Source organism: Allobosea sp. 2KB_26, from assembly GCF_052115715.1.
Taxonomy (GTDB): Bacteria; Pseudomonadota; Alphaproteobacteria; order Rhizobiales; family Beijerinckiaceae; genus Allobosea.
This window is the reverse complement of the sequence record NZ_JBFRHE010000012.1, coordinates 1-25,687: the sequence shown is the minus strand read 5'-3', so window position 1 is coordinate 25,687 and position 25,687 is coordinate 1. Positions and strand designations below refer to the sequence as shown.

The window sequence follows — 25,687 nt, the reverse complement described above, 5'->3', positions numbered from 1 at the left end:
GTCCGTGGGGTGACCTTCAGCTCGGCAGCGACTTCTTTCTGGCTCAAAAACTCGGACACTTCTCGGGCTCGGATTGAAACCGTGCCCAGCCCCGCCGGCGCCAGGACGTCGCGCCGCCGGCTTGAGTGGCGCGAGTGGTGTGCTGACCGCATAAAGAGGGTTCGATTCGCTAGGTGCCAGCGATCAGCACCCATTTAGCGTCGCCGCGATTTCCGGCGCGCTCAACGAAAAAAAATGGCCAGAAGCGACCTTTTGGTGGATGAGGCGGACCGCTACGCGAGTTCTTGAAGTGGGGCCGTCTGTAGGTAGCTTGGAGGCTCAGATGCAATCAACAGAATGGCGTCACCCTTCTGGCGCTGGCTGAACTCCTCGTAATCCTCAGGAGGTATCAGGTCGATCTCGCGAAGGGTCGGATCGTTTGACGTAAATACAATACCCCTCTCGCCTTCGGAGAGGGATGTCGCGACGTCTGCGGCGCAAACAAGAAGTCGATCGCCAATTTCGATATAGATGACAAAGACCCCTCGCTGGACGGTTTTCAGTCTTCCGAGGATGCCGTTATCCGTTTCGGAGCCAAAGGAGGCTAACGCAATCGGAGCTTCAATCCTTTCACCTTTCATTATCGAATAGATGTATTCGATTGTGTCACCTTGCTTAAACAGCTGTCGAATAGACAGTTTCGGCTCAGTTCCAGATCCCGCGAAAGAGAGGATTTTCGCGAGCTTATCTGCAAGTCGAGCGTTGTCCCTTGATGATTCAATGTCGATCGCATTGTTAGCAGACAGACTTGGAATGCTAACGTTTTGTCGCTTCCGGGGACGGATATCGACCCTGGCTCCGCCCGATCCTACGATCGCGCCGATCGTGAACAACTTGTGCCAGGTAGTCGGCGTCAATGCAGGTTCATCGTCCGCTATCTGAATTGAACTAAAGGTTATCGTGCTTAAAGTAGATTCTGCCTTGAATTTGATATCGAAAACATCTGTTCTAATGAGAATAACGAGAGGAAACCCGGGGAATTCCGGCGCCTTGAACATCTCGCCGTGAAGCGAAACAGCGGCAGAATTGGGCTTTTCTCGGAACAATACCGTGCACTGATCGATGGCAACCGGGATGAAATTTATTTGAGTCGCGGGGCCAAATGACTTATCTTCAAGCTTAGTTTCAAATCGGGTTTCGAAGGATCTGATAGGGGATGCAAGCCTTACCGGCTTAAGGCCGAGCATGATGTCAGGCAGGTCTGCCTTATCATCCACCAGCAGGCTGAAATTCAGCTCTCTTGCCCCAGCCACGAAGCCCAAGCTTTCCAGCTGGTCCGCCTTCTTCTTGAAATAGGCGCCGATATCATCCCCAACATGTCGTTCGATGGCCTTTTTGATCGCCCCGCGCGTCGACTCGATTTCCTCGCCTTCATTGTCTGCTGTGATGCTAAACGTTGTGTCCTTGACGTTGTACGTCCCGGCGGCTCGCTCCTCCCGAAGCTTCTTGAGTACCCGAGACAAGAAATCACCCAGTATGGGGATTATCCGGGATGACGTTTTTCTCAGGTCGTTGTCGTACTTGATGACGAAAATGAAAGACGGCCCAGGGTACTTTGCAAGTTGTTCCAGCTTAGCGAGGTTGAAGCGGATCGTTCGATTATCGGACCAAAGAGTCTTTTGCTGAAAGCGCGCAGAAATCGGCGCTGGCCTACTGTCGACCAGTTGATCAGGGGTGTGGAGCTGAGGAAAATCGACGACAAAGTCCCAGCCAGCGCGATCTCTCGATTCCGAATTATTGCAGATTAGTCCATCATCGCCGCAAAGCTGAGCAAACTCTAACTGCCCCTTGTTGCCAAGCTTATCACTGTCGAGGGAACGTTCTGTCTGATCACACATCAAGGGGCAAATCCGATTCTGGCTTCCGAATAGTACATGGGCGCGCTTCTGCCGCCATCATGGATGCTGCCGGCGACGAAGGCCGTAGGCTGGGGTTGCCACAGTCGTCCTGGGCGAGGAATTTGCGCTCGGGGGGACATTGAATGTCTGACGATTCTCAACCAGGTCAGCTCGACCTGATCGCGGTGTTCGAAGCTGTCGGCAAGAAGCTCCTGACAGCCGTTCAGGAGGGACGCATCCTCCATAAGACCTACAACATTGCAGGGTCTGGAGCTCCTTTTGAGGAGGCGTTTCGCGAATTCCTACGGAGTCGTATCCCGGCGCCATTCGTCATCGACCACGGCTACCTTTTCGATCCGCGGTCGAACTGCACGCCTCAGATCGATGTGATCATCTCGGATTCCGAGGCCAAGAGTGCCATGTTCGTCGGCCAGGACGGCGCGAACTACATCCCTTTCACGGCAGCATACGTGATCGGCGAGGTCAAATCGTCAGGATCCACGATCGAAAAGCACATTCAGCAGCTCTCCGACCGCATCAAATCGTTCAATGCCATGCGGAGCGCTACGATCAGCAAGTTGGGATCCGGCAACCAGAAGCTTCACGATCCGATGTCCTTCCTCATCATCGGTGACGCCGACAAGGCCGACTACGACAAAATTAAACTTGCGCTCACTGACAGATCGATAGAGCCGCCGAAATACATCGTGCTGCTGAACAAGGCTGAACTCATCGCCTCGACGAGTGAGTTTTTCGAGTTGGACACGCTGCACTACGCGGAGAGCGGCGAAAAGCTGAACGTGTACGTGCCGGACCCTACCGTGGGAGGCAGCCCTCTTGGCCGGATGCTGCTCTGGTTCTTCTACTCGATAATCTTTCACTTGCACGGCAAGCAGCTGGGCCGGGGTATCGCGATACAGTTCTCCAGCGCTGTGCTGCAGTCGTATCCAATGAAGCCCGACCGCACGCTGTAAGGCGTCACGCAGCCTGCTGGGCCGAGCGATCAGACGGCGTGATGAAGCCAATCACGGTGTTGGTGACCGTCGGCTCGTTAAGCCTGGGAAGGACGAACCCGTTGAGCGGTGGTCGCAAGATTGGGAGCGGCTTCTTCTCAGGTCGACGGCGGATGGGCTGAGGCGAACGGATCATCAAACCCTCATCAAAAATGAGTCTCGATTTCTCGGGCGATTGCTTGAAAGTCACAAACCGCTAGTGGCGCGTCGGCGAAGGAAACTGGACGACGACACCGCGTTCCGCCGGCGCCTGCTCCGGCTCGGGCTGCGACAGCAGGTGCTCGACGTGCATCCTGACCAGATTTGGCAGCATCGCTCGCATGACACGGCCGCAGACGAATGCGCCTGCGAGTGCACCCGTCACCGCAGCCAGGATGATCGCGAACATCAGGGTGAGGATGCCCAGGGCAAGCTGTTCCTCTGGTACTGCCCAGTCGGTCTGAGGGCAGTCGAGGGAGAGCTCGTTCACATTCACATGGGCAACGCCATGCCGCGCAACGCGGCGGTCACCGCCTGGTGGGATGAGAACACCACCGCCGGCAAATACGACCAGAAGGTTATCCCAATCACGCCCGATACGATCGGCAAGCTTGGCGAACTGGCCACCCTGATCGCGGCGATCACCAAGAAGCGCTACGATGTGAAGGCCTACAAATACGTCTGTCCCGAGGTCGCCGAGGTGCTTCGCACGACCGAGCAGCGGCTGAAGAAGGTTTGGGCAGCCTGAGGCAGACGCCTCCGGCTCACTTTTTCCGCTTCTTGGGCCGAAACCACATCAGGCGAGCGGACTTCTGCTTCAGCCGCGGCAGCTCCCGCTGAGCCCATTCCTGCAGCCCGCCAGCCTCAGCGATCTCTGACTGCAGGACCGTGGGGATATCGAGTTTAGGCACTTCGGGATTGGCTGCATGCTTCAGCAGCCGCTTGAGGAGCGCCTCGCGCTGCTTGGTGTACGGCGAGGTATCGCCCGCGGGCTTCCCGCCCGCCTTGCGGTAATCAGCCGGCGCCGTCGGCTTGGCGGTGGACCAACCCGTCAGAGGCGCGCCATTGAGGTGACCTGAGGCCTTTTTGAACATTATGCGAGATTGCATCGCGTAAAGGTCTGGGTCAAAGGCGAGTGGGCCGGTGGGGGAACGCGATGCCTATACTGTTCAATATGCTTCTGCAGGGCGCCGGGATCTCGCCGTCGTCGGTCCGCCTCCTGCGTCATCAGGACAACCGCTCAGCCAAGGGGCGAAGCCCTTACGAGCTCTGGCGCGATGACCGGCCGGCCTTCGAAGATTACCAGCGCGTCCAGACATTCTCGAACCGGGCGAAGCTGCAGGCCCCGTTCTGGGCCTCCTTCGTGGTCACCTCAACCGGCGAGACGCTGTTTGCCGGGCTCTACGGCTGCCAGTACGCCGGGATCAACGAGGTCGAGTTACCTTGGCCCCACGCGCCGGGCTCGGACCCTGCTGGGACGCGAGACGTCTACTCGCTCGAACTCGATTCGCGCTTTGACGACCTGCAAGGCCGGCTCGTCATCGAATGGGGTGAGGGCGGTCGCGCATGGATCCAGCGCGCTGACAATCAAAACAAGCTCGTAACCGAGCTCTGGCGCTCGTTCAGGGAGCCGGAATTCCCAGGCTTCACTGAATTTATGGCCGACCTGTCTGCGATCGAACGCTTACCTGCAACCTGGTCGACGGCGCTCGCCGCGGTGCGGGGAATCTACCTGCTTACCTGCCCGCGCACGAAGGAGCAGTACGTAGGCTCGGCCACCGGTATCGAAGGCTTCTATGGCCGGTGGCTCACCTACCGGGACGGCCATGGCGGCAACGTCGGCCTCAAGAGCCGCGATCCGAGCGACTACCGCGTTTCGATCCTGGAGGTTGCCGGCAACGGCACACTCCCAGACGAAATCCTGGCGAAAGAAGCCCTCTGGAAGCGCAAGCTGCAAAGCGGCGCGATGGGCCTGAACCGCAACTGATCAAATCGCCGGTGCGAACTGGGTCCGCTAAAAATGCTGCGTTTCATCAAGAACAACCTGCTCTGGTCGCAAACCTTCGACGCTGCGTTCGAGCGCGGAGGAACCTTCTTCGGACCGTTCGTCTCGAACGAGCTCCAGGAGAAGCGCTTCCACTGGCGAGAGCGCCTCGGCCGGCTGAGGGGACTGACGCCTGAGAAAGCCGCTTTCCGGGCCTATGAAGAGTTCGCCGAGGGGTATGTCGCGGCGAGCCGGGGCCAGCTCGAAGCCGAGCGCGAGCTTCAGGACTTGGCCTTCGCGCTCGAATATGCGGCTCCGTTCACCGGCAAAGACGGCCAGTACCGTGATCGGAAATCATTTCTGAGCCCGTTTTGGCTGGCGCATCTGGAAAAGTACCAGGTTCGACGCGCCGGCGAGAAGTCTGAACAGGAGCGCCAGACGGCTGAGATCCTGTCGCTGCGGTTCGAGCATAACGAGCTGGATAGCGCCTGGGCGAAACTGGTCGCCGGCGACGTGCCGTGGCAGACTCGAAGCGTGTTCGAAGCATCTCGGGTCCGCACCACGCCTCACAAGATCGCCTCGCAGACCGGCGTGGAGATCCGCGACGTCATGTTCTGGCTGATCGTGTTCCGAACCCACGGCCTGGTCGAAGAGGCTGTCGTGATGGACCGGCATATGTACACCGGCCGCTTCGGCTTCTCCGACCCGACCAGCGAGCCTCACAAGAGCGTCGTCGCCGGCCTGCGATAACTCTGATGGATCTGCTCTCTAAAGCCACCTACCTGAGTGCTAAGAGCCTCCGGCTTGTTGAATGCCTGCTGGCGGCGCCTAAAATCTTGGTAGGAGGTGCAAACCCGCCTGCAAAGAACGGCGTGTACGCATTCAGCCTCGACCGAGAGATAATCTATGTCGGCGAGGCTGCGGGTTCCTCAGGCCTAAATGACCGCATCCTTAGAAAGCACGTGTCGGGCGATGAAGGCCATGCTCTGCAGGCCGCGTTTCGCGAGCAGTTTCCTGATCGCTTGGAAAGACGCGCGTACATAAAGGCATCGATCCATGTTCAGTGGATCGAAATTCCCGACAGCCTCGAAGTGTCAGTGGTCGAGAAGCTAGCGATCGCTGTTCTGGAGCCGCGGCTGAACCAGTCTGTCGTCCGCCGCTCGATCAGGTGAAAGGCGGTCAGAACGGGACGTCCGTATCAAGGAGGTTCTTCGCCGGAGGGATCGCGCCCTCAGGCAACGGCAGCCCGGTGACGGTGTACAAGTTCAAGATGTCGTCGCGATCCATAAACATGATCTGGCTGCGCTTCGACTGGTCCAGGTGCGAACCCAGCCAGTTTCGAGCAGCCTTGGTGATCTCGCCGCCGGCGACGATGAAGGCGTGATCGACGAGCACCTTCCTGCCGATCTCTGGATCGAATATCTCGTGGCCCAACATCATCGTGACCTGGTTCAGGATCTCGGCGACGTTCGCGTTGCCAGCCTTCGTCATGCCTGACGAGTCGAGCTTGTCCCGCTTGGCCTGGATCCCGAAATAAAGGACGTGCTGCGTCGGGAGCGTGTACCGCATCCAGACGTCCTTGCCGTATTCCAGCGCCTTGTCCTTATGCCCCGCCATCGTGATGCGATGGAAGCCGAGCTGGCGGAAAAGTGGGAGCAGGATCTCTTCGATCAGCTGGTCCTCGGAGCACTTGTCGAGATATGCGGCGAGGTGATCCCGCTTCTCGATCTCCGCTTGGGTCAATGGCCGGTGCGGGTTGGGGCTGGGTGTCGCGACAGTGTTCGTGCGCGTGTTCCGGAGATAGCAAGCGTCGTCGTCGCCGTAGAAGGCCTCAAACCCCTCACGATTGAGCGTCGTGTTCAGAATCTGCAGGGCGGCTGATCGATCCGGGTCCCAATCAACCGCATCCACCTTATCCATCAGCGACCGGATAACCCGTAGAAACGTCTCAGGGGGCGTGTGCGGGTTTGGCGCTGGCTCCAGCATGATCTCGCGCAGAACGGCCGTAACCCAAAAGCTGCGGGTGTCGCCGGTATGAACGTAATCAGTGTCGATATCTCGGAAGAACCGAGTGAGCTTGGTGCTGCTTCGATAGACGAAGGGCACACGGTCGCCGTTGCCACAAATCATCTCCGCAATCTCTTCCAGCGTCCGCTCGCGCAACTTCACGGCCAAGCCCTCAGTCCCATCGCAGCTTATCAGGGCATGGCCGGCGTCGTACGCAAGGGTCCGACCGCATCCTTCCTCAGGCTATTCATCCGAGCCAGCAATTCGCCGCCTGACCGGCTCGACCGACAGCTCTGCAGGCAGCTGCCCGTCCTTGCCGCCATCGATCAGAGTGAGCCCCATCATCGGGGGCGGTCGCGGACCGGCCTCGCTCCTTCTGAAAACCGACCTCGCAGGAAGCCGACAGATGCCGATCTGTCAGCGTCTCGCAGCAGTTCCTCGCGGTTGATGATGAGCGCGCCGATCGCAGCCCGGAAGTCGCCACCGAACTCCTCCAGGATCGCATCGATCTGGCCGTCAACGGGGCTCGGGCTCGAATCACTCTTCGGCAGGGCTGACATTGTTCACGTCCTCGGAATTGAGAACATAGAGAGAACATGCAGGCCTGCGGAGTCAAGCCGGAAGGCGCTTTCCACAGCCCGTTTTCGGACGCTCCGCCGCCGCCCCGGCGTGGACAATTCATGGACAATCGGGATGTCCACGAGGGTCCTCTGATGTCCTCTAGTGTCCTCCACCGTCCGCAGCAAGCGACTGACAGAGCTGAGTTTTCCTGAAAAATGCCGGAAAACGCGGGGGCGGGGAGGCGGTTTTCAAGACCGCTGCCTTAAACCACTCGGCCACCCTTCCGGTTGGCCTGTCATTGCCGGGTGCGAGGCGTTTTTGCAAGTGCGATGACGTCAGGCCGAGATGCGTTCGGCTTTGCTGTGTCCGGATCAGCCCGCCATTTGCATGTGAGTCGGGCTTGAGGCCCGGCAGGCCGGGCGCCGGTCTGCCCTGAACCGGCTGATTGTGTGCCGGATCTGTTGGAGGTCTGCTTTCAGGGCGCCTTGACGGGATTTTGGCCGCCGAAATGGCCGTTTTCGGCCGAAAATCGCGGCCGCGAGCAACCCAATAACGGCGTTGCATTGTGGCAACGCCTGTCTGAAAAATGGCGGCGGAATGGTCGCGGGTTGACACTTGCCGCATTTCGGACACCTTTGTGCCCGCTCAAGGGCATCCTAGATGCCGGATCGGGGCATTCGCGCTCGGCGAGTCGCCCGTTTAACGATCCCTTTACAGGATTGACCGAAAACTTCGGCTTCGCCGCAGGATGCGGCTTGGCCGGGCGATGGCTTTCGGCACAACGACGGACGACCATAATGATGCGAGGCGCAAGCTCTTCGGCTCCGGCATTGGCCCATGTGGTAACCGACTCGGACAGAGCTTCCGCTTCCTCCCCCCTTGCTCTTCGTGCCGCGCGACTTGGCTGCGTGGCGCTCGCCGGTCTCCTCCTTGCCAATTGCGCGAATGATCAGGTTGCGCGCCGCAAGTCGAAGGAGATTGGCGCATTCCCGTCATCAAAATACGGGCCGGCCAGTCCCCGGGTTATTGCCGAAGGCCAACCCGTTCCGAAGGGTGGTGGCCGCGAACTCGTCGGCAAGTCCTACTCCGTCGCAGGCAAGCGCTATACGCCTTACGAGAAGCCGGTCGGCTACACCGCCGTCGGCACCGCGTCCTGGTATGGCGAGGCCTTCCATGGCCGACGTACCGCCAATGGCGAGATTTATGACCGCGAGGGCATCAGCGCCGCGCATCCCACCATGCCGCTGCCGGCCTATGCCCGCGTCACCAATCTTCTGAACAACCGCTCGATCATCGTGCGCGTCAATGATCGCGGTCCCTACCATGGTGGCCGGGTCATGGACGTGTCGCAGAAGACGGCCGATGCGCTGGCCTTCCGGCACCTCGGCACCGCTCGCATCAAACTCGAATATCTCGGCCAGGCCTCGCTCGGCGGCTCGGACGACCGGCTCCTGCTCGCAACCCTGCGTACTGACGGCATCCCGGCGGCGATCCCCGGCACCAGCGCCCCGACGATGGTCGCAAGCAACGCTGCGGTTGCCACCAACCGGACGGCAAGCCCGGATCTAGAGGATCCGCGCGACGAGCAGGCGCGCCAGCCTGTTGCCGCAGCGCCGGTAGCTCCGCAACCGGTCGCCCAGGCCTATGCCCCGCAACCCGTCCGCACCATCGCGCCGGGCGCGCCTGTCGCCGCAACGCTGGTTTCGACATCGTCGAGTGCGGGCGTCCCGGTCCGCGGCGCGCCGCTGCCGCCGAACCGTCCATTCGACCTCGATACCATCGCCAATGCCGCGACCCCGGTCCTGCTCCGCCCGGCCGTCCTGCCGCCACGGCCGCCGGCGTTGCGCACCGCCAGCCTGTTCGCCGCTCCCGAGCGCGCCCCGGCCGAGCGTTTCGCGCGCAGCAACCCGTTGGCTCGGGATCTGGTTCCGCAGACATTGCGGCCGTTATCCCGCAATTGACGCGCATCGGGCTTGACCGGCTGAGCCCCGCTCTGCTTCAGATCGGGGCATGAACCCGCCCCGCCATCGCAATTCGATCGCTACGAGATTTGCGGCCGCCGCACGCGCGGCGCTGGCGGCTGTTTTTGTCCTGGCGGCTTCGGCCCCCGCGCTGGCCCAGAGCTTCCAGTCTCTTGCACCGCACGCGATTCTGCTCGATTCTGCCACCGGCGCGGTGCTTTACGAAAAAGCCGCGGACGAACTCATGGTCCCGGCGAGCCTCGCCAAGCTTGCGACGGTCCTGGTGGCATTCCAGGAGATCGCGCAGGGCCGGCTCACCCTCGACAGCGAGATAGGCATTTCCGAAAACGCCTGGCGCAAGGGAGGCGGCATTTCCGGCGGTTCGACCATGTTCGCGCCGGTCCATAGCCGCATCAAGCTCTCCGATATCCTGCAGGGCATCATCGTCCAGTCCGGCAATGATGCATCGATTGCGCTCGCCGAGGCGATCGCCGGGGATGAGGCGAATTTTGCGCGGTTGATGACCGAGCGGGTGCGCGCGCTCGGCCTGACCAAGTCGGTCTTCCGCAATGCGACCGGCATGGGTGACCCCGAGCAGAGGGTCACCGCCCGCGAGTTGGCGCGGCTGGCGGATCACATCATCAAAACCTACCCAGAGCTCTACAAGATCTTCGGCCAACGCGAATTTACCTGGAACAAGATCAGGCAGCAGAACCGCAATCCGCTGCTGACCATGGATATTGGCGCTGACGGCCTGAAGACCGGCAATATCGATGAAGCCGGATTCGGTCTGGTCGGTTCGGCGGTGCAGAAGGGGCAACGGCTGATCGTCGTCGTGAACGGGCTGAAGTCGGGCCGCGACCGCGCCCAGGAGGCGCGCAAGCTGCTCGAATGGGGTTTCCGCTCCTTCGAACCCCGCCAGCTCTTCGCCGATGGCGAGATCGTCGGCGAGGCCAGCGTCTATGGCGGAGCAAAGGGGCGGGTGGGGCTCAAGGCCAAGGGGCCGGTCAGCCTGCTGCTGCCGCGCGGCAGCAGCGAGCGGCTGAGCGCGCGTATCACCTATCGTGGGCCGCTGACCGTTCCCGTTCAGGAGGGCGCCGAGATCGGGCGGCTCCTCGTCACGCGCGGCGACATAAGGACGCTGGACATTCCACTCTATGCGGCCGAGTCGGTGGAGGCCGGCAGCCTGCAGAGCCGCGCGTTCGATGCGCTGATGGAGGCTGCCACGGGCTGGGTGCGCAAGGCGCTCGGCAGGACCTGAGCGGCGCAAGACATGACAATGGGACGTTTCATCACGCTCGAGGGCGGAGAGGGGGCCGGCAAGTCCACACTGGCGCGTGCGCTCGCCACACGGCTCGAGGCTGCGGGCATCCGTTCGGAGCTGACGCGCGAACCCGGTGGTTCGCCCAAGGCGGAAGCCATTCGGGAAGCCATTCTGTCTGGTCGGGTGAAACATCATGGGCCTTTTATCGAAGCGCTGATGTTCTCGGCCGCCCGGATCGACCATATCGACCAGCGCATCCGGCCGGCGCTTGCACGGGGCGACTGGGTGATTTGCGACCGCTTCATCGATTCGACCCGGGTCTACCAGGGCACGCTTGGGCGCATCGAGCCCAAGCTGCTGGCCGAGCTGGAGCGGGTCACCATCGATGGGCTTACGCCGGATCTGACGCTGATCCTCGATCTCGACCCCAGGGTCGGGCTGGCTCGCGCCTCCCGTCGCCGCGCTCCCGGCGAGAGCAAGGACCGTTTCGAGGGCGAGGCGCTCGCCTTCCATCGCAGCTTGCGTGCCGCCTATCTCGCCATCGCCGAAGCCGAACCGGCGCGCTGCTCGGTGCTTGACGCGACGCTCGCTCCCGAGGACCTGGCCCAGGCCGCCTGGTCGGTCGTGCGCGAGCGCTTGCCGCTGAACCAGGACGCCTGATGCGCGAGAGCAGCAACGAACCGGACCGCCTTCCCAATGCGCCGCATCCGCGCGAAACGCTGGCGCTCGTCGGACATGCACGGCAGGAGCGGAGTTTCCTGGATGCGCTGCGCTCGGAGCGCCTGCATCACGCCTGGCTTCTCGGCGGCCCCGAAGGCATCGGCAAGGCGAGCTTTGCCTATCGTGCGGCGCGCTTTCTGTTGGCTTCGGGCGATCCGCTGGCGCGCGCCGGCTCCGTGGAAAGCCTGGCGATGCCGGAAGAGGATCCGGCGACACGGCGCGTGATGGCCCAGTCGCATCCCGACCTGCATCTGCTGCGTCGAACGGTGAAGCCGGACGGCAAGGGCGTGACCAGCAATATCCCGGTCGATTCCGTCCGCCGCGTCATCGACCGGTTCGGAGCGAGCGCGGCCGAAGGCGGTTGGCGTGTCTGCATCGTCGACAGTGCCGAGGACATGGATCGCTCCAGCGCCAATGCGCTGCTGAAACTGCTCGAGGAGCCCCCGCCGCGCGCCCTGTTCCTGATCGTTGCCCATGCGCCCGGACGGGCGCTGCCGACCATCCGCTCGCGCTGTCGGCTGCTGACATTCGATGCGCTCGACGAAGGTGCGGTCGCCGAGGCCGGCCGGCTGGCGCTGGAGCGCATGGGATCGCCGTTCGACTCCTCCGCATTGATGCGCGCGGCATCGCTCGCGGACGGTTCCGTGCGGCGCGCCCTGACCTATGTCTCTCCGGAGACGCTGGCGCTGGTCGAGGCCGTCAGGGCACGTCTCGATGCCTTGCCGGGCGTCGATCTCACCACGCTGCTGGCGCTGGCGGAGGATGTCGCGGGCCGCGCCGGCGAGAGCGATTTCGCGATCATGATCGACACCATCCAGAGCTGGCTCGCCGCGCATCTCCATGCGCATGCCCATGCCGGTGCTGCCCGCCTTGCACCGCTGGCGGAGGTATGGGAGAAGCTGGGTCGCGCGGCCCGCGAGGTGGAAACCTACAATCTCGACCGCCGGCCGCTCGTGATCTCGATGTTTCATGATCTGTCGGAGGCTGTTCGCCGGTCGCGTGCAGCTTGAAAGCGAACCGTCCGGACTGAACGATGGCCCAGGCCCCGAAATTCTATCTGACCACCGCCATTCACTACACGAATGGCCCGCCGCATATCGGGCACGCCTATGAGATGGTGGCCTCGGACGCGATTGCGCGCTTCAAGCGACTGGACGGCTATGACGTCTTCGCCATGACCGGCACCGATGAGCACGGCCAGAAGGTGCAGCGCACCGCCGGGCAGAACGGGCTCGACGCGAAATCCTATGTCGATCAGGTGGCCCAGCGCTTCCAGGAGATGGAGCAGACGCTCGGCTGTTCCTTTGACCGTTTCATCCGCACGACCGATCCGGATCACCTTCCCTCGACGCATGAGCTCTGGCGGCGCATGGAGCAGGCCGGCGACATCTACCTCGCCAAATATTCCGGCTGGTACTCCGTGCGTGACGAGGCCTTCTACGGCGAGGAGGAAACCACCCTCCTGCCTGATGGCACGCGGCTGGGCGGGCAGGGCACTCCGGTCGAATGGGTCGAAGAGGAGAGCTATTTCTTCCGCCTGAAATCCTTCCAGAATCGGCTGCTGAAGCTCTACGAGGACGTGCCGGATTTCATCTCGCCGGCGACGCGCAAGAACGAGATCGTCAGCTTCGTGAAGGGCGGGCTCGAGGATCTTTCGATCAGCCGCACCACCTTCGACTGGGGCCTGCCGGTCCCCGGTGACCCGAAGCACGTGATGTATGTCTGGGTCGACGCGCTCAACAATTACGTCACCGGCTGCGGCTTCCCCGACGAGACCAATCCGCGCTGGCACTACTGGCCTGCCGATGTGCACATCATCGGCAAGGACATCGTGCGCTTTCATACGGTCTACTGGCCTGCTTTCCTGATGTCGGCCGGTCTGCCGCTACCGAAGCGCGTCTTCGGCCATGGCTTCCTGCTCTCCAAGGGCGAGAAGATGTCGAAATCGCTCGGCAATGTCGTCGATCCGTTCGGCCTCGCCGAGACCTACGGCGTCGACCAACTGCGCTATTTCTTCCTGCGCGAGGTTTCTTTCGGCCAGGACGGCAACTACAGCCACGAGGCAATCATCGGGCGCATCAATGCCGATCTCGCCAATGACCTCGGCAACCTGGCGCAGCGTTCGCTCTCGATGATCGCCAAGAATTGCGAAGGTAAGGTGCCGGCGCAAGGCGTGTTGAACGAAGGCGACGAGGCCATGCTCGCGCTCGCCGATGGCGCGCTCGCCAAGGCGCGGGTGGCGATGCAGGATTTTGCGCTGCACGTCGTGCTGGCGGAAATCTGGGCGCTGGTGGCGGAGGCAAACCGCTATTTCGCAGCCAACGAACCCTGGCGACTTAGCAAATCCGATCCAGCCAGGCGCGACACGGTGCTCTATGTCACCGCCGAAGTGCTGCGCCAGGTCGCGATTCTGACGCAACCGGTGATCCCGGGCGCAGCCGGCAAGCTGCTCGACCTGCTTGCTGTCGACGCGCACGCCCGCAGCTTCGCGAGCCTGGGCGAGGTCGGGCGTCTCACCAGCGGGGCCGTTCTACCGGCTCCGAGCGCGATCTTCCCGCGCTATGTCGAGCCCGATGCCGGGCAGGTGGCCTGATGCTGATCGATACCCATTGCCATCTCGACTTTCCGGATTTCGCCGAGGATCTCGCGGCCTATGTCGCGCGGGCCGAGGCGGCAGGGGTCTTGCGGATGGTGACGATCTCGACACGGGTTTCGCGCTTTGCGGCCTATGCCGGGATCGCCGAGCGCTTCGCCTCGGTCTGGTGCACTGTCGGCACTCATCCGCATGGCGCGCATGAAGAGCTCGACGTCACGGCCGACCAGCTTGCCAGGCTGGCGGAACACCCGCGCTGTGTCGCGATTGGCGAGGCCGGGCTCGACTATCACTACGACAAGAGCCCGCGCGATGCGCAGGCTCAGGGTCTACGCACCCACATGGCCGCAGCGCGCATCACCAGGCTGCCTTTGGTCATCCACGCTCGTCAGGCCGACGAGGACATGATCGCGATCCTGCGCGAAGAAACGGAGAAGGGTGCTTTCCCTGCCATCCTGCACTGCTTCACGGCAGGCCCGGAACTGGCACGGGTCGGCGTCGAGCTCGGGCTCTACGTGTCCTTCTCGGGGATTCTGACCTTCAAGACCTCTGAGGACCTGCGCCAGATTGCGCGCGACGTCCCGATCGATCGGCTTCTGGTCGAGACCGACGCGCCCTATCTCGCCCCGGTTCCGTTCAGAGGAAAGCGCAACGAACCGTCTTACGTCGTTGAAACCGCGAAGACTCTCGCCGAGGTGAAGGGAGTCTCCTTCGACGAGATCTCGCGCGTCACGACGGAGAATGCGCGACGCTGCTACTGGAAGATGGACCACGCGGCGCCTGTGGCGCAGGTCGCCTGAGCCGCACGCCCAAGATGGCCCTGACGATCACGATCCTCGGCTGCGGTTCTTCTGGCGGCGTGCCCCGGCCGGGCTCGGGCTGGGGGGCCTGCGATCCGAAGAACCCGAAGAACAGGCGTCGCCGCTGCTCGATCCTGGTCGAGCGCAACAGCGGCAACGGGACGACTGGCCTGATCGTCGATACCACACCGGATCTGCGCGAGCAGTTGATCGATGCCGAGGTCAAGCACCTCGACGCGGTGCTCTTCACTCACGATCATGCCGACCACACCCATGGCATCGATGACCTGCGGGCGCTGGTGCTGCACATGCGCAAGCGGATTCCCGTCTATGCCGATCCCGTAACGGCAGCGACCTTACGGACCCGCTTCGGCTACATCTTTGAGACGCCGCCCGGCAGCCTCTACCCGCCCATCCTCGAGATGCACTCCATGCAGGCGGGCGAACCGCTCACGATCGCAGGAGCAGGGGGCGGTATTTGCGCGCGCGCCGTCACCCTGGAGCACGGGCCGGGTTACGAGGCCCTCGGTTTCCGCTTTGCCGATCTCGGCTATGTGCCCGATGTCAGCCTGATGCCGCCCGAGGCCAGGGCCGCCCTGGCCGGCCTTGATGTGCTGATCCTAGACTGCTTGCGCGAGACGCCGCACCCGAGTCATTTCAGCCTGTCTCAGGCGCTGGAGGCAATCGCCGAACTCGCCCCCCGGCGTGCGGTGCTGACCAACCTTCATATCGACCTGGACTATGAGAGCCTGTCCAAGCGCTTGCCGCCGGGCATCGATGTCGCCTTCGACGGCATGAGCCTGACAGTCGACGGCTGAGGCGAGAGGAGGGCGCCTGCATCGGTTCTGCCTCAGGCAGCGTTCTGATGGTGCCATTCGTCCAGATAGGCCAGCACGGTCTTCAGGTCCGACACATCGACATAGCGGCGGCCGAGATCGCGCAGATTGTCCTTGTGTGGCTGCTCCTCGATATCCCCGACGCAGTCCTCGGGCACGATGGTGCGGTAGCGGTAGCTGAAGGAATCGATCGAGGTCGCGCGAATGCAGCCGCTGGTGTTGCAGCCGGTGACGATCACGGTATCGACGCGTTCCTTGGTGAAAAAATCGCTGACACCGGTATTGAAGAAGATCGACGGACCCTTCTTGCACACGGTCAGATCATAGGACGCATCATAGATGCGTGGATCATGGGCGACGCTCGGATGGTCGTGCAGGAAGGTCTCGCGCACGGCCGTGATCTTCCAATAGGGCATTTCCCGCTCATTCATATAGGCGGTGTTGCAGTTGGCGACCGGCACATTGAAACGGCGCGCGACCTCGAGCAATGTCGCGGTGTTCTCGAGGGCACGCATGACCAGCGGCGCACCGCCCAGAGGATACTGCGGATCGGTAAAGCCCTTCTGGAAATCGACCACGACAATGCCAGGCTTCCTGCCGAACCCGACCGGAATCTCGCCATAGCTGCGGTTCTGGTAATCGTCGCTCATCGCGGCTCTCCCTGCTTGCTGGCATGTTGTCGAGGTCATCCTTGATCGCACTAAAAAAACAAGCAAGATTGTTTTTTTAGTGCTGAGTCGCCGAACACAGCGGAGCGAGTGCGGCCATGTCGAGCCGATGGAGGAGAAGGTGAGCAAGGCAGCGCGGCAGCAGCAAATGCGCAGCATCATGACGCGCGAGCGGCTGATTCAGTCGGCACTCGATGAGATCTTCGAGGTCGGCTATCACGCCGCGACCACGCAGGAGATCGCCGCCCGGGCCAATGTCTCGCGCGGCGCCTTGCTGCATCATTTTCCGGCGCGGGCCGACATCGTGCTCGCCGCCATGGAGGAATTGCTCGAGGACGGCACCCGGCAGATCAAGGCCGTCGCCGACGAGGTCCAGAGCGGCAAGCTCTCGCTTGAGGGCTTCGTCGAGTTCCTGTGGCAGCTCTTCTCGGGGCGATTCTTCTATCTCTCGCTGGAGATGATCACCGAGGCCCGCAACGACCCGGAGCTGTGCGAACGGATGATCCCTGTGGTGAAGCGCTTCCATCAGGCGCTCGACGGCATATGGTCGGAGTTCTGCGACCCGCAGAGACGGCCGCCGCAACAAGCGCGCATCATCCTCAACCTGACGCTTTGCCTGGTGCGCGGCATGGGTGTGCAGACGGTGTTGCGTCCTGATCCGGACTATTACCGCGAACTCATCGAGGCCTGGAAGGCATTGCTGCCGCAGCTCATCGACGGCCCGGCGGGGGACCTCATCTTCGCGGGAGAAAACAACCCGAGGTGACCAGCGAAGGATCAGCGCCGCGACGACGCTAATCCTGGAGGTGCCTTTGCGCGATCAGTGCCGCTTCGACCCGGCTCTTGAGGCCGAGCTTTGCGAGAATGTTCGAGACGTGAAACTTGGTGGTCTGGATTTGCACTCCCGTCGCTTCGGCGATCTCACGATTGCTGAAGCCGCGTCCGAGCAGGCGCAGCGTGCGGTTTTCCTTCGCTGAAAGCGCACGGATCTTGGAGATCACGGGGTCGACCTCCTGCTGCCCTCGCATGGCACTCAGCAGGCGCACGGCCATGTTGGGAGGGACATAGGATTCGCCCCCCGTGATCGCCCTGACGATCGCGATCAGGTCCATGGCCGGTACGCCCTTCAAGGCATAGCCCGACGCGCCGGCGTCCAGCGCCTGCAGGACGACGTCTTCTTCCTCCGAGACCGTCAGCATGACCACCTTCACCTGCGGCCATGTCTGGTGGATCCGTCGCGCCGCGGCAATTCCGCCGCCAGGCATCGACACATCGAGCAAGGCGACCTGCGGGGAGAGCCTTCCCACGAGCTCGACAGCCTCGTCCGCTGACGCGCCTTCGCCGACCACCTCCAGGTCACCGCTTGCCGAAAAGATCTGGACCAGACCCGCGCGGAAGATCGCGTGATCGTCCACGACGACGATGGATTTTCGTTCACGCAACGAGCAGCCCTCCACTGAGGTCCAGGGTCATCTTGAGCAGATTGCCGCCATCATCGAGGCGGCGCTTCGTCAATGTTCCGCCAAGGCTCTCGACCCGTTCCTGCAGGCCGTAGAGCCCAATGCCCGCGCCGGGAAGGTCCTTCTCCGCAGACGAAGAGTCGCCTCCGCTATCGGCCACCGAGACATTCAGGAGCGTTCCCTCCATCCAGCTCCGCACGTGCTGACCTAATGCCCCGCCATGGCGATAGGCATTGTTCAGCCCCTCCTGGACGAAGCGGAAGACGCAGATCCTGACGGCGTGCGACACGGGCTGCAGCAGCTCGGCAGCGGTGAGCGCCACGGGTGTTCGCGTGCGCGCTTCGTGTGCCCGCACTGCTCGCTCGATGACCATGTGGAGCGGCAGGTCGGCGATCTCCGGAAGGACAAGTCCCTTGGAGATGCTCCTGATCTCGCGCATCGCCTCGTCGAGCGCCGACTGCATGGTCAGCAGGGAGCGGTCGCGCGGGGCCCTGCCTCGGGCATTGCGTACGTCCTCGATCTTCAGGATCGAGAAGCTGATCAACTGGGCGGGGCCATCATGGAGGTCTGCGCCGATCCCGCGGATAAACTGCTCGTTCAGCTCCGCTACCCGGGCCGAAGCGCGCTGTACGCGGTCGGACAACTGCCGGTTCTCGCGGAGCAGCTGTTCGGTTTCCTCGATGCGCCTCTCCAGGGCCTTCCTTTGTGCCTCGATGGTCCGGCTCCCGCGATGGACGATGCCGAACAGGGCGAGCATGATCGCCGCCGTAACCGCGGCAACGACCAGCCAGCTGCTCCGTCTGAGCGCTGCAAGCTCCTCCCGGAAGGGCTCGGCCTGCTCGTGGATTTCGGCAACAGCGATGATGCGGGAAGAGCCTTCCAGCCGGATGGGGCTGTAGATTTCGAGATAGCGGGTCCTGATGCCTCGGATCACATGCTCGCCTGCACGGGGGTCGGCATGGTCGGCCGTGACCTCGCCTGTGAGCGCCCGCAGCAGGCCGTTGGGGCGCTCGAACTGATGGCCGATGATCTGGGGGGTGTTTGAGTAGGCCACGACCCCGTCCGGGGTCCAGACTTCGAAATAGGGAAAGCGGCGCTTCACGGCCTCGTCGGCGAACAACTGGTCGAGCCGTGCGATAGCCCCCGCCGACAAGCTCTGGGAGGTGGCAAGCTCCTGAACGGCCGGGGCGACCAGACTCTGCATGAACAAGGCGGTCGAGGCCGCCTTGCTCCTGATCGCCTCACGCGAAACCAGCTCGGTGATCAGATAGCCGGCCACGAGCATGGCGATTTGCATGACGAGGCCACCGGCGATCAGGAACTGCACCGACAGCGTCGCGCGTCGTGGCGCAGCTTTCCCCGCAGGCGAATGCCGCAACGGCACGCCCGTGATCACGTCACTGCTCTCGAAGTCCTGAACCGGCTTCAGCATGTCGCCCGTCGACGTCACCACGCAGAGATTAGCCCAAACTGATGACTGGGAAATCACATCTGGCGGCGCGATCCATCAGTATTGCAAGCGAAACCGGCCAAGAGGCCCGGATCATCATTGGAGCGAGCGAAAACTGGTCGAAGGTCTAGTAAGGCAGCTCGCCCCCAGATGCGTCAGCGTCGGTTCAAAGGTCGTCGCGGCGCCACGCCCGTAAGTCGCCGAATATTGGCCGACCTTATCTTCTTCAAATCGATCCAACACCCAGCAATCCTTTTGATTAACGAAGCGTAATCGAGCGGTTCGTCGGATATGTCGCACGCAAGGGCGCTCACAGTCCTTCATGCGGCGCAACGGCAGACGCTCGGTGCGGCAGAAGCAATTCTTGGGTCTTAACGCAGCACCGTGGGCGGAGCGAGGGTATCATGAAGCTCAATACGCACGACCTTGAGTTCATCCTGAAGCAGATCAAGATCGCCGAGGCCCATACGGCCGGGACGCCGTTGACCGAGCTGGTCGATAATCCGCTGGTGCCCTACGGGCTACGCACGGTCGACGGCACCTACAACAACATCATCCCGGGCAGGGAATGGGTCGGCTCGTCCGACCAGACCATGCCGCGCCTGCTCGATCCGGTCTTTCGCCCGGCAGAGAATGGGCCTGGCGGGGCACCGACGAGCTACCAGCAGACCTCCGGGAATGTCTACGACTCCCAGCCTCGTGTGATCTCGAACCTGATTTCGGATCAGACGATCGGCAATCCCGCCACGATCATTTCCGCGCTGACCAATCTTGGGCACGAGGACCCCTATCTGTTCCTGCAGGCGCATGCGGCTGTCTATGAAGCTGCCGTGTTGGCCTATGAGGAATGGGAGACGGCTGACCGCGGCCTCGCGCAGGCGAATGCCAATCTTGCACTTGCGCAACGCGCAATCGGACCAGCGCAGGGTCAGGTCGCTGTGGCACAGGCTGCTTTCGATCTGGCGGTTGCAGAGGGAGGCGATACCGGGCCGGCACTGGCTGCGCTCGCCAGCGCGCAGGTAAGTCTCGCCACGGCTGTAGGCAATGCCACCGCTGCGGCGGCGGCCGTCGGCGTCGCAACCGCGGCGGTGGCGGCCGAGGTGCAGCAGAAGCAGGTCGCCTACGACGCGATGACGGACGCGCTCGGCGTGACGATGCAGGGCGACACCGTCCTTATCCCGAACGTCGCGCCCGATCTGGGCGACACCGCTCCGTTCAACGGGTTCTTCACGCTGTTCGGCCAGTTCTTCGATCATGGGCTTGATCTGGTCAGCAAGGGCGGGAACGGCACGGTCTATATCCCGCTCCAGCCCGACGATCCGCTCTACGTCGCCGGTAGCCCGACCAATTTCATGGTGCTGACGCGCGCGCAGAACCAGCCGGGCGCCGACGGTGTGGTGGGTACCGCCGATGACGTGCGTGAGCATAACAACGAGACGACCCCCTGGATCGATCTGAACCAGGTCTACACCTCGAATCCGTCCCACCAGGTCTTCCTGCGGGAATACGCCATGCTGGACGGCAAGCCCGTCGCGACCGGGCGCATGCTCGAGGGGGCGAATGGCGGCCCTCCCACCTGGGCCGACGTCAAGGAACAGGCAGCGTCCAAGCTCGGCATCCTGCTGACCGATGCCGACGTGCTGCGAGTTCCGGCGATCCTGACCGACCTCTATGGCGAGTTTATTCGCGGAGCTGACGGCTTTCCGCAGCTGGTCACGACCGGGGGCCCGGTAGAAGGTGATCTAGGCGCACTGGCTGCGGCATCGGGCGCCATGTCGGCCGGCCGCGCCTTCCTGAATGATATTGCCCACACTGCGGTGCCGGGCGGCCTGGTCGATCATGACCGTAACCCGGCAACCGCACCCATCCTTGTCCTTGCCGATGACGACACGGTTGCCGGGAACCAGATTGCCCTGAACCAGTTCGGGATTGCGACAACCTATGACGACGAACTTCTCAATGCTCACTTCATCGTCGGCGATGGTCGCGGGAACGAGAATATCGGCCTGACCTCGGTCCACCATACTTTCCACCACGAGCACAATCAGCGCATCGACCAGATCAAGACGCAGTTGCTGACGGGCGAGGGGGCAGACGTCGCCTTCCTGAATGAGTGGCTGCTGACCGATGTCACGGCGATGCCGACATCGCAGGCTGAGATCGACGCGCTGGTCTGGGATGGCGAGCGTCTGTTCCAGGCCGGCCGGTTCTCGACCGAGATGGTTTATCAGCATCTCGTCTTCGAGGAGTTCGCGCGTGCCATTGCACCCGATGTCGATCCCTTCGTGTTCTCCAACACGACGGTGATCGATGCTGGGATCGTCGCCGAATTCGCCCATGTCGTCTATCGCTTCGGGCATTCGATGCTCACCGATACGATCGACATGTTCAAGCTCGATGCGAACGGCAATCCCGTCGCGTCGGACATTGCGCTATTCGATGCCTTCCTGAACCCGATCGCCTTCAATGCTGCCGGTACGACGGCTGAGGCTGCGGCTGCCGCGATCCTGACCGGCATGACCCGCCAGGTCGGCAACGAGATCGACGAGCACATCACCGATGCGTTGCGCAACAATCTGGTCGGCTTGCCGCTCGACCTCGGCGCGCTCAACATAGCGCGCGCTCGCGATACCGGCATTCCCTCGCTCAATGAGGCCCGCCGCCAGTTCTACGAGGACACGCATGACAGCCGCGTGAAGCCTTACGAGAGCTGGTACGATTTCGCGCTTTCGATGAAGAACCCGGCCTCGCTGATCAACTTCATCGCAGCCTATGGCACGCATTCCTCCTTGCTCGGCAATCTGACGCTCGAACAGAAGCGGGATGCCGCAACCCTGCTGGTCATGGGCGGGGCCAATGCGCCGGCCGACCGCATCGCGTTCCTGAACGGCACAGGCGCCTGGGCGAATGCCGCCAATGGCGCGACCATCACCGGCCTCGACGCCGTCGATTTCTGGATCGGCGGACTCGCCGAGAAGAAGATGGCCTTCGGCGCGATGCTGGGGTCGAGCTTCACCTATGTCTTCGAATACCAGATGGAGCAACTGCAGGCCGGCGACCGGTTCTACTACCTCAGCCGCACTCAGGGCCTGAACCTTCTGAACGAGCTGGAGGCGGATTCCTTCGCGCAACTCCTGATGCGTAACACGGATGCCGGTGAGAACGGCGCACCGCATATCAATGGCGCGGCCTTCCAGACGGCCACCTACATCCTCGAGATGGACCCGACCAAGCAGATCACGGGCCTGGGCCTCAACGGCAAGGCGGACCCGACGCATACCAACCCGGTGCTGCAGGCCATCAGCCCGATGGTCATCCGCGACAATCCCGCGACGCCCGGGGCCGACAGCAACTATCTGCGCTACACGGGTGTCGATCACGTCGTCCTTGGAGGCACTTCGGAGAGCGACATCCTGATCGGTGGTGAGGGTGACGATACGCTCTGGGGCGGGGCGGGCGATGACCGTCTCGAGGGCGGCTACGGCGTCGACCATCTGCACGGCGGAGCGGGCAACGACATCCTCACCGATAGCGGCACGGATATCGGCGCAGCCGATGTCATCCATGGCGACGAGGGCGATGACGTCATCACTCCCGGTAACGGCCTCGACCTGATCTTCGGGGGCGACGGCAGCGACTTCATCTATGGCGGTACGGAGGGCAAGACCGTCTCTGGCGGCGAGGGCAACGACTTCATCCGCGGCGGAACGGGAGGCAGCTTTCTGGCCGGCAACGAGGGTGACGACTGGATCGAGGGCGGGGACAGCTTCGACACCCTCGCCGGCGAAAACTCCGAGCTGTTCTTCAACTCGACCATCATCGGCCATGACGTGCTCAACGGCCGCGGCAACGACAATGATTACGACGCCGAGTCAGGCGACGACATCATGATCCAGGGCGAAGGCATCGAGCGCAACAACGGCATGGCCGGGTTCGACTGGGCGACCCATAAGGGGCACAATCAGGCTGCCGTCTCCGACATGGGCATGACGATCTTCCAGAACCAGCAGGACAACATCCTGCGCGACCGGTTCGATCTGGTGGAGGGCCTGTCGGGTTGGAAATACAACGACAAGCTCACCGGCCGCGAAGTCGTCATGGGAGCCTTCGACGCAAACGGCAATGCGACGCAGGTCGATCCCGGTGCGCCTCTCGACTCCTACTCGAACGCGCTGCTCGAGAAGAACCTCTCGCTGATCGCGGGACTGGAGCGGCTGGTCGCGCATCTCGACCGGACGACCGTGACGGTCGCCGGCAAGACCGAAACCATCGTCATGGACACCTCCGACGCCTCCGACATCCTGCTGGGCGGTGGCGGTAGCGACCTCATCGAAGGCAAGGCCGGTAACGATATCATCGACGGCGACGCCTGGTTGAACGTGAGGATCAGCATTCGGGATGGCGACGGCAATGAACTCGCGACGGTGGACACACTGTCCGACACGATCACCAATGCCGACCCGTCGGTTGCGCATTGGAACGGGCGGACTCTGCCCGAATTGATGCTCTCCCGTGAGATCATTCCGAACCAGCTCAACATCGTTCGCGAAATCCTCGACGGAAACCAGGCCAGCGACGTCGACACGGCGGTCTACTGGGACGTCGCGGCCAATTACCTGATCAGCCGCAATGAGGATGGCAGCGTTACGGTCACGCATGTCACCCAGTCCGCGGCGGTGATCGACCCGACAACCGGCCGGGCGCGCCAATCCGACGGCACAGACCGGCTCTTCAACATCGAAGCGCTGAAGTTCGCGGACCAGACCGTCAGCCTCAATAGGCTCGTGGCCGGGACCCTGACGATCACAGGTACCGAAGGGGTGCTGACCGCGGACACTTCGGGCCTCAGCGACGGGGACGGCCTGGGCACCTTCAGCTTCGGCTGGCAGTCCTCGACCGATGGCGGAATTACCTGGAACACGATCTCCGGCGCGGTATCCGCCAACCTGACCGTTACGGCTGCCCTGACGGGCCAGTTGATCCGGAGCGTCGTGAGCTATGTCGACGGGCGCGGCTTCTCCGAGTTCGCGATTTCCGATGTGACGGCAAAGGTCGGCAGCAACACCAATGGCACAGTCGTTGAGATCCTCAACGGTACCGCCGAAGCCAATCTGCTCAACGGCCGCGGTGGCAATGACACGATCAACGGGCTGGCCGGCAACGACATCATCAATGCCGGAGGGGGCGCCGATATCGTCGATGGCGGGGATGGCAACGACACGATCGACGGCGGCGCGGGCAATGACCTGCTCTCTGGCGGAGCCGGCAATGACATCCTCAACGGCGGACTCGGTAACGACACTCTGACTGGCGGCGCCGGCAATGACACGCTCGACGGCGGCGACGGCACGGCCGATGTCGCGGTCTATGCCGGTCCGATCACCGACTACGACATCGCGCTGGATGGGACCGGCCGGATCGTGGTGACAGGCGCGGCCGAGGGCACCGACACGATCACCGGTGTCGAGCGCTTCTCGTTCGGCGGGACGACCTATACGCAGGTCGTCGCGGGCACGAACGGTGCCGACGGGGCCCTTCTCGGCGGGACGGGTGCTCAGCTCCTGTTCGGCTTTGCCGGCAATGACACGATCATCGGTGGCGCCGGAAACGATGCCATCCATGCCGGAGCGGGCGACGACATCATCGCCTGGGCCGTGGGCGATGGTCGCGATGTCGTCAATGGTGGGACCGAGGGGCCTGCTGGCGATACCTTTGCGATCACCGGGGCGGCTGGCGCCGAGACATTCCGCGTCTATACCCGCGCCGCGGCCGCCGGCGTAGGCGGGATCGGCTATACCGGAACGGCGGAGATCGTCATCACCCGAAGCGTCGGGGCCGGGGCGGCGACGATCATCGCCGAACTGACGGAGATCGAGGAGATCGTGATCAACGGCGCGCCTGCATCGCCTCCAGGCGGGCCGGTGAACACCACGATCGCCGGCGATACGATCCAGGTCTTCGGCGATTTCAGCCAGACCAGCCTCAACCTGAACACCATCACGATCGACGGCACGAGCGGCAACGACACGGTCGACATCTCGGCGCTGAGCTCGGCGCATCGCATCGTCTTCAGGTCGAACGGCGGCAATGACACGATCGTTGGCTCGCTTCGGGCTCAGGACGTCATCGAGCTGCCGGATGGCGCGACGCTGGCGGACTACGAAGCGACCGACAATGGCGACGGCACGACGACGCTGTCGAATGGCAGCCACTCGATCACCTTTACCGGGGAGATGCCGGTCATCGATGATGGCGACGACGATGATGACGATGACGACGATGATGATTGCGGCTGCGATGACGACGACGATGATGATGACGGGGCTGGCACGGGTACGCCGCCTCCTGGTCCGGGCACGGCTCCCGGGACGCATGTCGGGACGGCTCTGAGCGATGTCCTGATCGGGGCGGCGGGAGCCGACAACCTGATCGGCCAGGGCGGTGACGACGTCCTGATCGGGGCGGGCGGCGACGACACGCTCTCGGCCGGCGACGGCAACGATTTCGTCGATGC

General features: G+C 62.7%; 21 protein-coding genes. 14 read left to right on the top strand and 7 right to left on the bottom strand.

What is annotated here, in order from left to right:
- Positions 1 to 272 precede the first annotated feature (272 nt).
- A complete protein-coding gene (locus AB4099_RS25610; RefSeq protein ID WP_441480136.1) occupies positions 273 to 1,877 on the bottom strand; it encodes a hypothetical protein in 1,605 nt (534 codons plus the stop codon).
- A gap of 143 nt (positions 1,878 to 2,020) precedes the next feature.
- Between AB4099_RS25610 and AB4099_RS25605 the strand changes: the two genes are divergently transcribed.
- A complete protein-coding gene (locus AB4099_RS25605) occupies positions 2,021 to 2,851 on the top strand; it encodes a DUF6602 domain-containing protein (RefSeq protein WP_441480135.1) in 831 nt (276 codons plus the stop codon).
- 235 nt (positions 2,852 to 3,086) lie between these two features.
- Here the strand turns inward: AB4099_RS25605 and AB4099_RS25600 are convergent, their stop codons facing one another.
- Complete coding sequence (locus tag AB4099_RS25600; protein WP_441480134.1) at positions 3,087 to 3,359, bottom strand: hypothetical protein; 273 nt, start codon at positions 3,357 to 3,359, stop codon at positions 3,087 to 3,089.
- An 18-nt stretch (positions 3,360 to 3,377) separates the two neighbouring features.
- Here AB4099_RS25600 and AB4099_RS25595 point away from each other — a divergent pair, with 18 nt between their 5' ends.
- Positions 3,378 to 3,617, top strand: coding sequence for a hypothetical protein (locus AB4099_RS25595; protein ID WP_441480133.1), 240 nt, complete (start codon positions 3,378 to 3,380; stop codon positions 3,615 to 3,617).
- Positions 3,618 to 3,633: 16 nt separating this feature from the next.
- Here the strand turns inward: AB4099_RS25595 and AB4099_RS25590 are convergent, their stop codons facing one another.
- A complete protein-coding gene (locus AB4099_RS25590; protein WP_441480132.1) occupies positions 3,634 to 3,963 on the bottom strand; it encodes a hypothetical protein in 330 nt (109 codons plus the stop codon).
- Between the two features lie 62 nt (positions 3,964 to 4,025).
- On the opposite strand from AB4099_RS25590, the gene AB4099_RS25585 reads away from it, so the two are divergent.
- Genes AB4099_RS25585 through AB4099_RS25575 form a run of 3 tightly spaced genes read left to right on the top strand, consistent with a single transcriptional unit; the run spans position 4,026 to position 6,025 of the window.
- Positions 4,026 to 4,856, top strand: coding sequence for a GIY-YIG nuclease family protein (locus tag AB4099_RS25585; protein WP_441480131.1), 831 nt, complete (start codon positions 4,026 to 4,028; stop codon positions 4,854 to 4,856).
- Between the two features lie 33 nt (positions 4,857 to 4,889).
- The gene (locus AB4099_RS25580; protein WP_441480130.1) at positions 4,890 to 5,603 is read left to right on the top strand and encodes a hypothetical protein; all 714 of its coding nucleotides are present in this window, start codon (positions 4,890 to 4,892) and stop codon (positions 5,601 to 5,603) included.
- A gap of 5 nt (positions 5,604 to 5,608) precedes the next feature.
- A complete protein-coding gene (locus AB4099_RS25575) occupies positions 5,609 to 6,025 on the top strand; it encodes a hypothetical protein (protein WP_441480129.1) in 417 nt (138 codons plus the stop codon).
- Positions 6,026 to 6,032: 7 nt separating this feature from the next.
- On the opposite strand, the gene AB4099_RS25570 is transcribed toward AB4099_RS25575, so the two are convergent.
- Positions 6,033 to 7,022, bottom strand: coding sequence for a hypothetical protein (locus tag AB4099_RS25570; protein WP_441480242.1), 990 nt, complete (start codon positions 7,020 to 7,022; stop codon positions 6,033 to 6,035).
- A 1,307-nt stretch (positions 7,023 to 8,329) separates the two neighbouring features.
- Between AB4099_RS25570 and AB4099_RS25565 the strand changes: the two genes are divergently transcribed.
- From AB4099_RS25565 to AB4099_RS25535, 7 genes are read left to right on the top strand one after another with little or no spacing between them, the layout of a single operon-like run.
- Complete coding sequence (locus tag AB4099_RS25565) at positions 8,330 to 9,382, top strand: septal ring lytic transglycosylase RlpA family protein (RefSeq protein ID WP_441480128.1); 1,053 nt, start codon at positions 8,330 to 8,332, stop codon at positions 9,380 to 9,382.
- A gap of 49 nt (positions 9,383 to 9,431) precedes the next feature.
- On the top strand, positions 9,432 to 10,643 hold the full coding sequence (locus tag AB4099_RS25560) for a D-alanyl-D-alanine carboxypeptidase family protein (RefSeq protein ID WP_441480127.1): 1,212 nt from the start codon (positions 9,432 to 9,434) through the stop codon (positions 10,641 to 10,643).
- 12 nt (positions 10,644 to 10,655) lie between these two features.
- The gene (tmk, locus tag AB4099_RS25555; protein WP_113519291.1) at positions 10,656 to 11,306 is read left to right on the top strand and encodes a dTMP kinase; all 651 of its coding nucleotides are present in this window, start codon (positions 10,656 to 10,658) and stop codon (positions 11,304 to 11,306) included.
- Positions 11,306 to 12,376 carry a DNA polymerase III subunit delta' gene (locus AB4099_RS25550; RefSeq protein WP_441480126.1) on the top strand — a complete coding sequence of 357 codons (1,071 nt, stop codon included), beginning with the start codon at positions 11,306 to 11,308 and terminating at the stop codon, positions 12,374 to 12,376. The genes tmk and AB4099_RS25550 overlap by 1 nt, the downstream gene beginning before the upstream one ends.
- A gap of 23 nt (positions 12,377 to 12,399) precedes the next feature.
- Positions 12,400 to 13,959, top strand: a complete 1,560-nt coding sequence (gene metG / locus AB4099_RS25545; protein WP_441480125.1) for a methionine--tRNA ligase — start codon at positions 12,400 to 12,402, stop codon at positions 13,957 to 13,959.
- The gene (locus AB4099_RS25540) at positions 13,959 to 14,759 is read left to right on the top strand and encodes a TatD family hydrolase (RefSeq protein ID WP_441480124.1); all 801 of its coding nucleotides are present in this window, start codon (positions 13,959 to 13,961) and stop codon (positions 14,757 to 14,759) included. The genes metG and AB4099_RS25540 overlap by 1 nt, the downstream gene beginning before the upstream one ends.
- 14 nt (positions 14,760 to 14,773) lie before the next feature.
- Complete coding sequence (locus AB4099_RS25535) at positions 14,774 to 15,577, top strand: MBL fold metallo-hydrolase (RefSeq protein ID WP_441480123.1); 804 nt, start codon at positions 14,774 to 14,776, stop codon at positions 15,575 to 15,577.
- A 32-nt stretch (positions 15,578 to 15,609) separates the two neighbouring features.
- On the opposite strand, the gene AB4099_RS25530 is transcribed toward AB4099_RS25535, so the two are convergent.
- Entirely contained in the window at positions 15,610 to 16,245 is a 636-nt protein-coding gene (locus AB4099_RS25530) for an isochorismatase family protein (protein WP_441480122.1), read from the bottom strand.
- Positions 16,246 to 16,384: 139 nt separating this feature from the next.
- On the opposite strand from AB4099_RS25530, the gene AB4099_RS25525 reads away from it, so the two are divergent.
- A complete protein-coding gene (locus AB4099_RS25525; RefSeq protein ID WP_441480121.1) occupies positions 16,385 to 17,029 on the top strand; it encodes a TetR/AcrR family transcriptional regulator in 645 nt (214 codons plus the stop codon).
- Positions 17,030 to 17,057: 28 nt separating this feature from the next.
- Here the strand turns inward: AB4099_RS25525 and AB4099_RS25520 are convergent, their stop codons facing one another.
- Together AB4099_RS25520 and AB4099_RS25515 are read right to left on the bottom strand one after the other, a co-directional pair.
- Positions 17,058 to 17,705 (bottom strand): response regulator, encoded by a 648-nt coding sequence (locus tag AB4099_RS25520; RefSeq protein WP_441480120.1) that lies wholly within the window; start codon positions 17,703 to 17,705, stop codon positions 17,058 to 17,060.
- The gene (locus AB4099_RS25515) at positions 17,698 to 19,176 is read right to left on the bottom strand and encodes a sensor histidine kinase (RefSeq protein WP_113519298.1); all 1,479 of its coding nucleotides are present in this window, start codon (positions 19,174 to 19,176) and stop codon (positions 17,698 to 17,700) included. Before AB4099_RS25515 ends, AB4099_RS25520 begins: the two co-directional genes overlap by 8 nt.
- Before the next feature lie 401 nt (positions 19,177 to 19,577).
- Between AB4099_RS25515 and AB4099_RS25510 the strand changes: the two genes are divergently transcribed.
- The coding region (locus AB4099_RS25510) for a peroxidase family protein (protein ID WP_441480119.1) at positions 19,578 to 25,687 on the top strand (6,110 nt) is incomplete at its 3' end.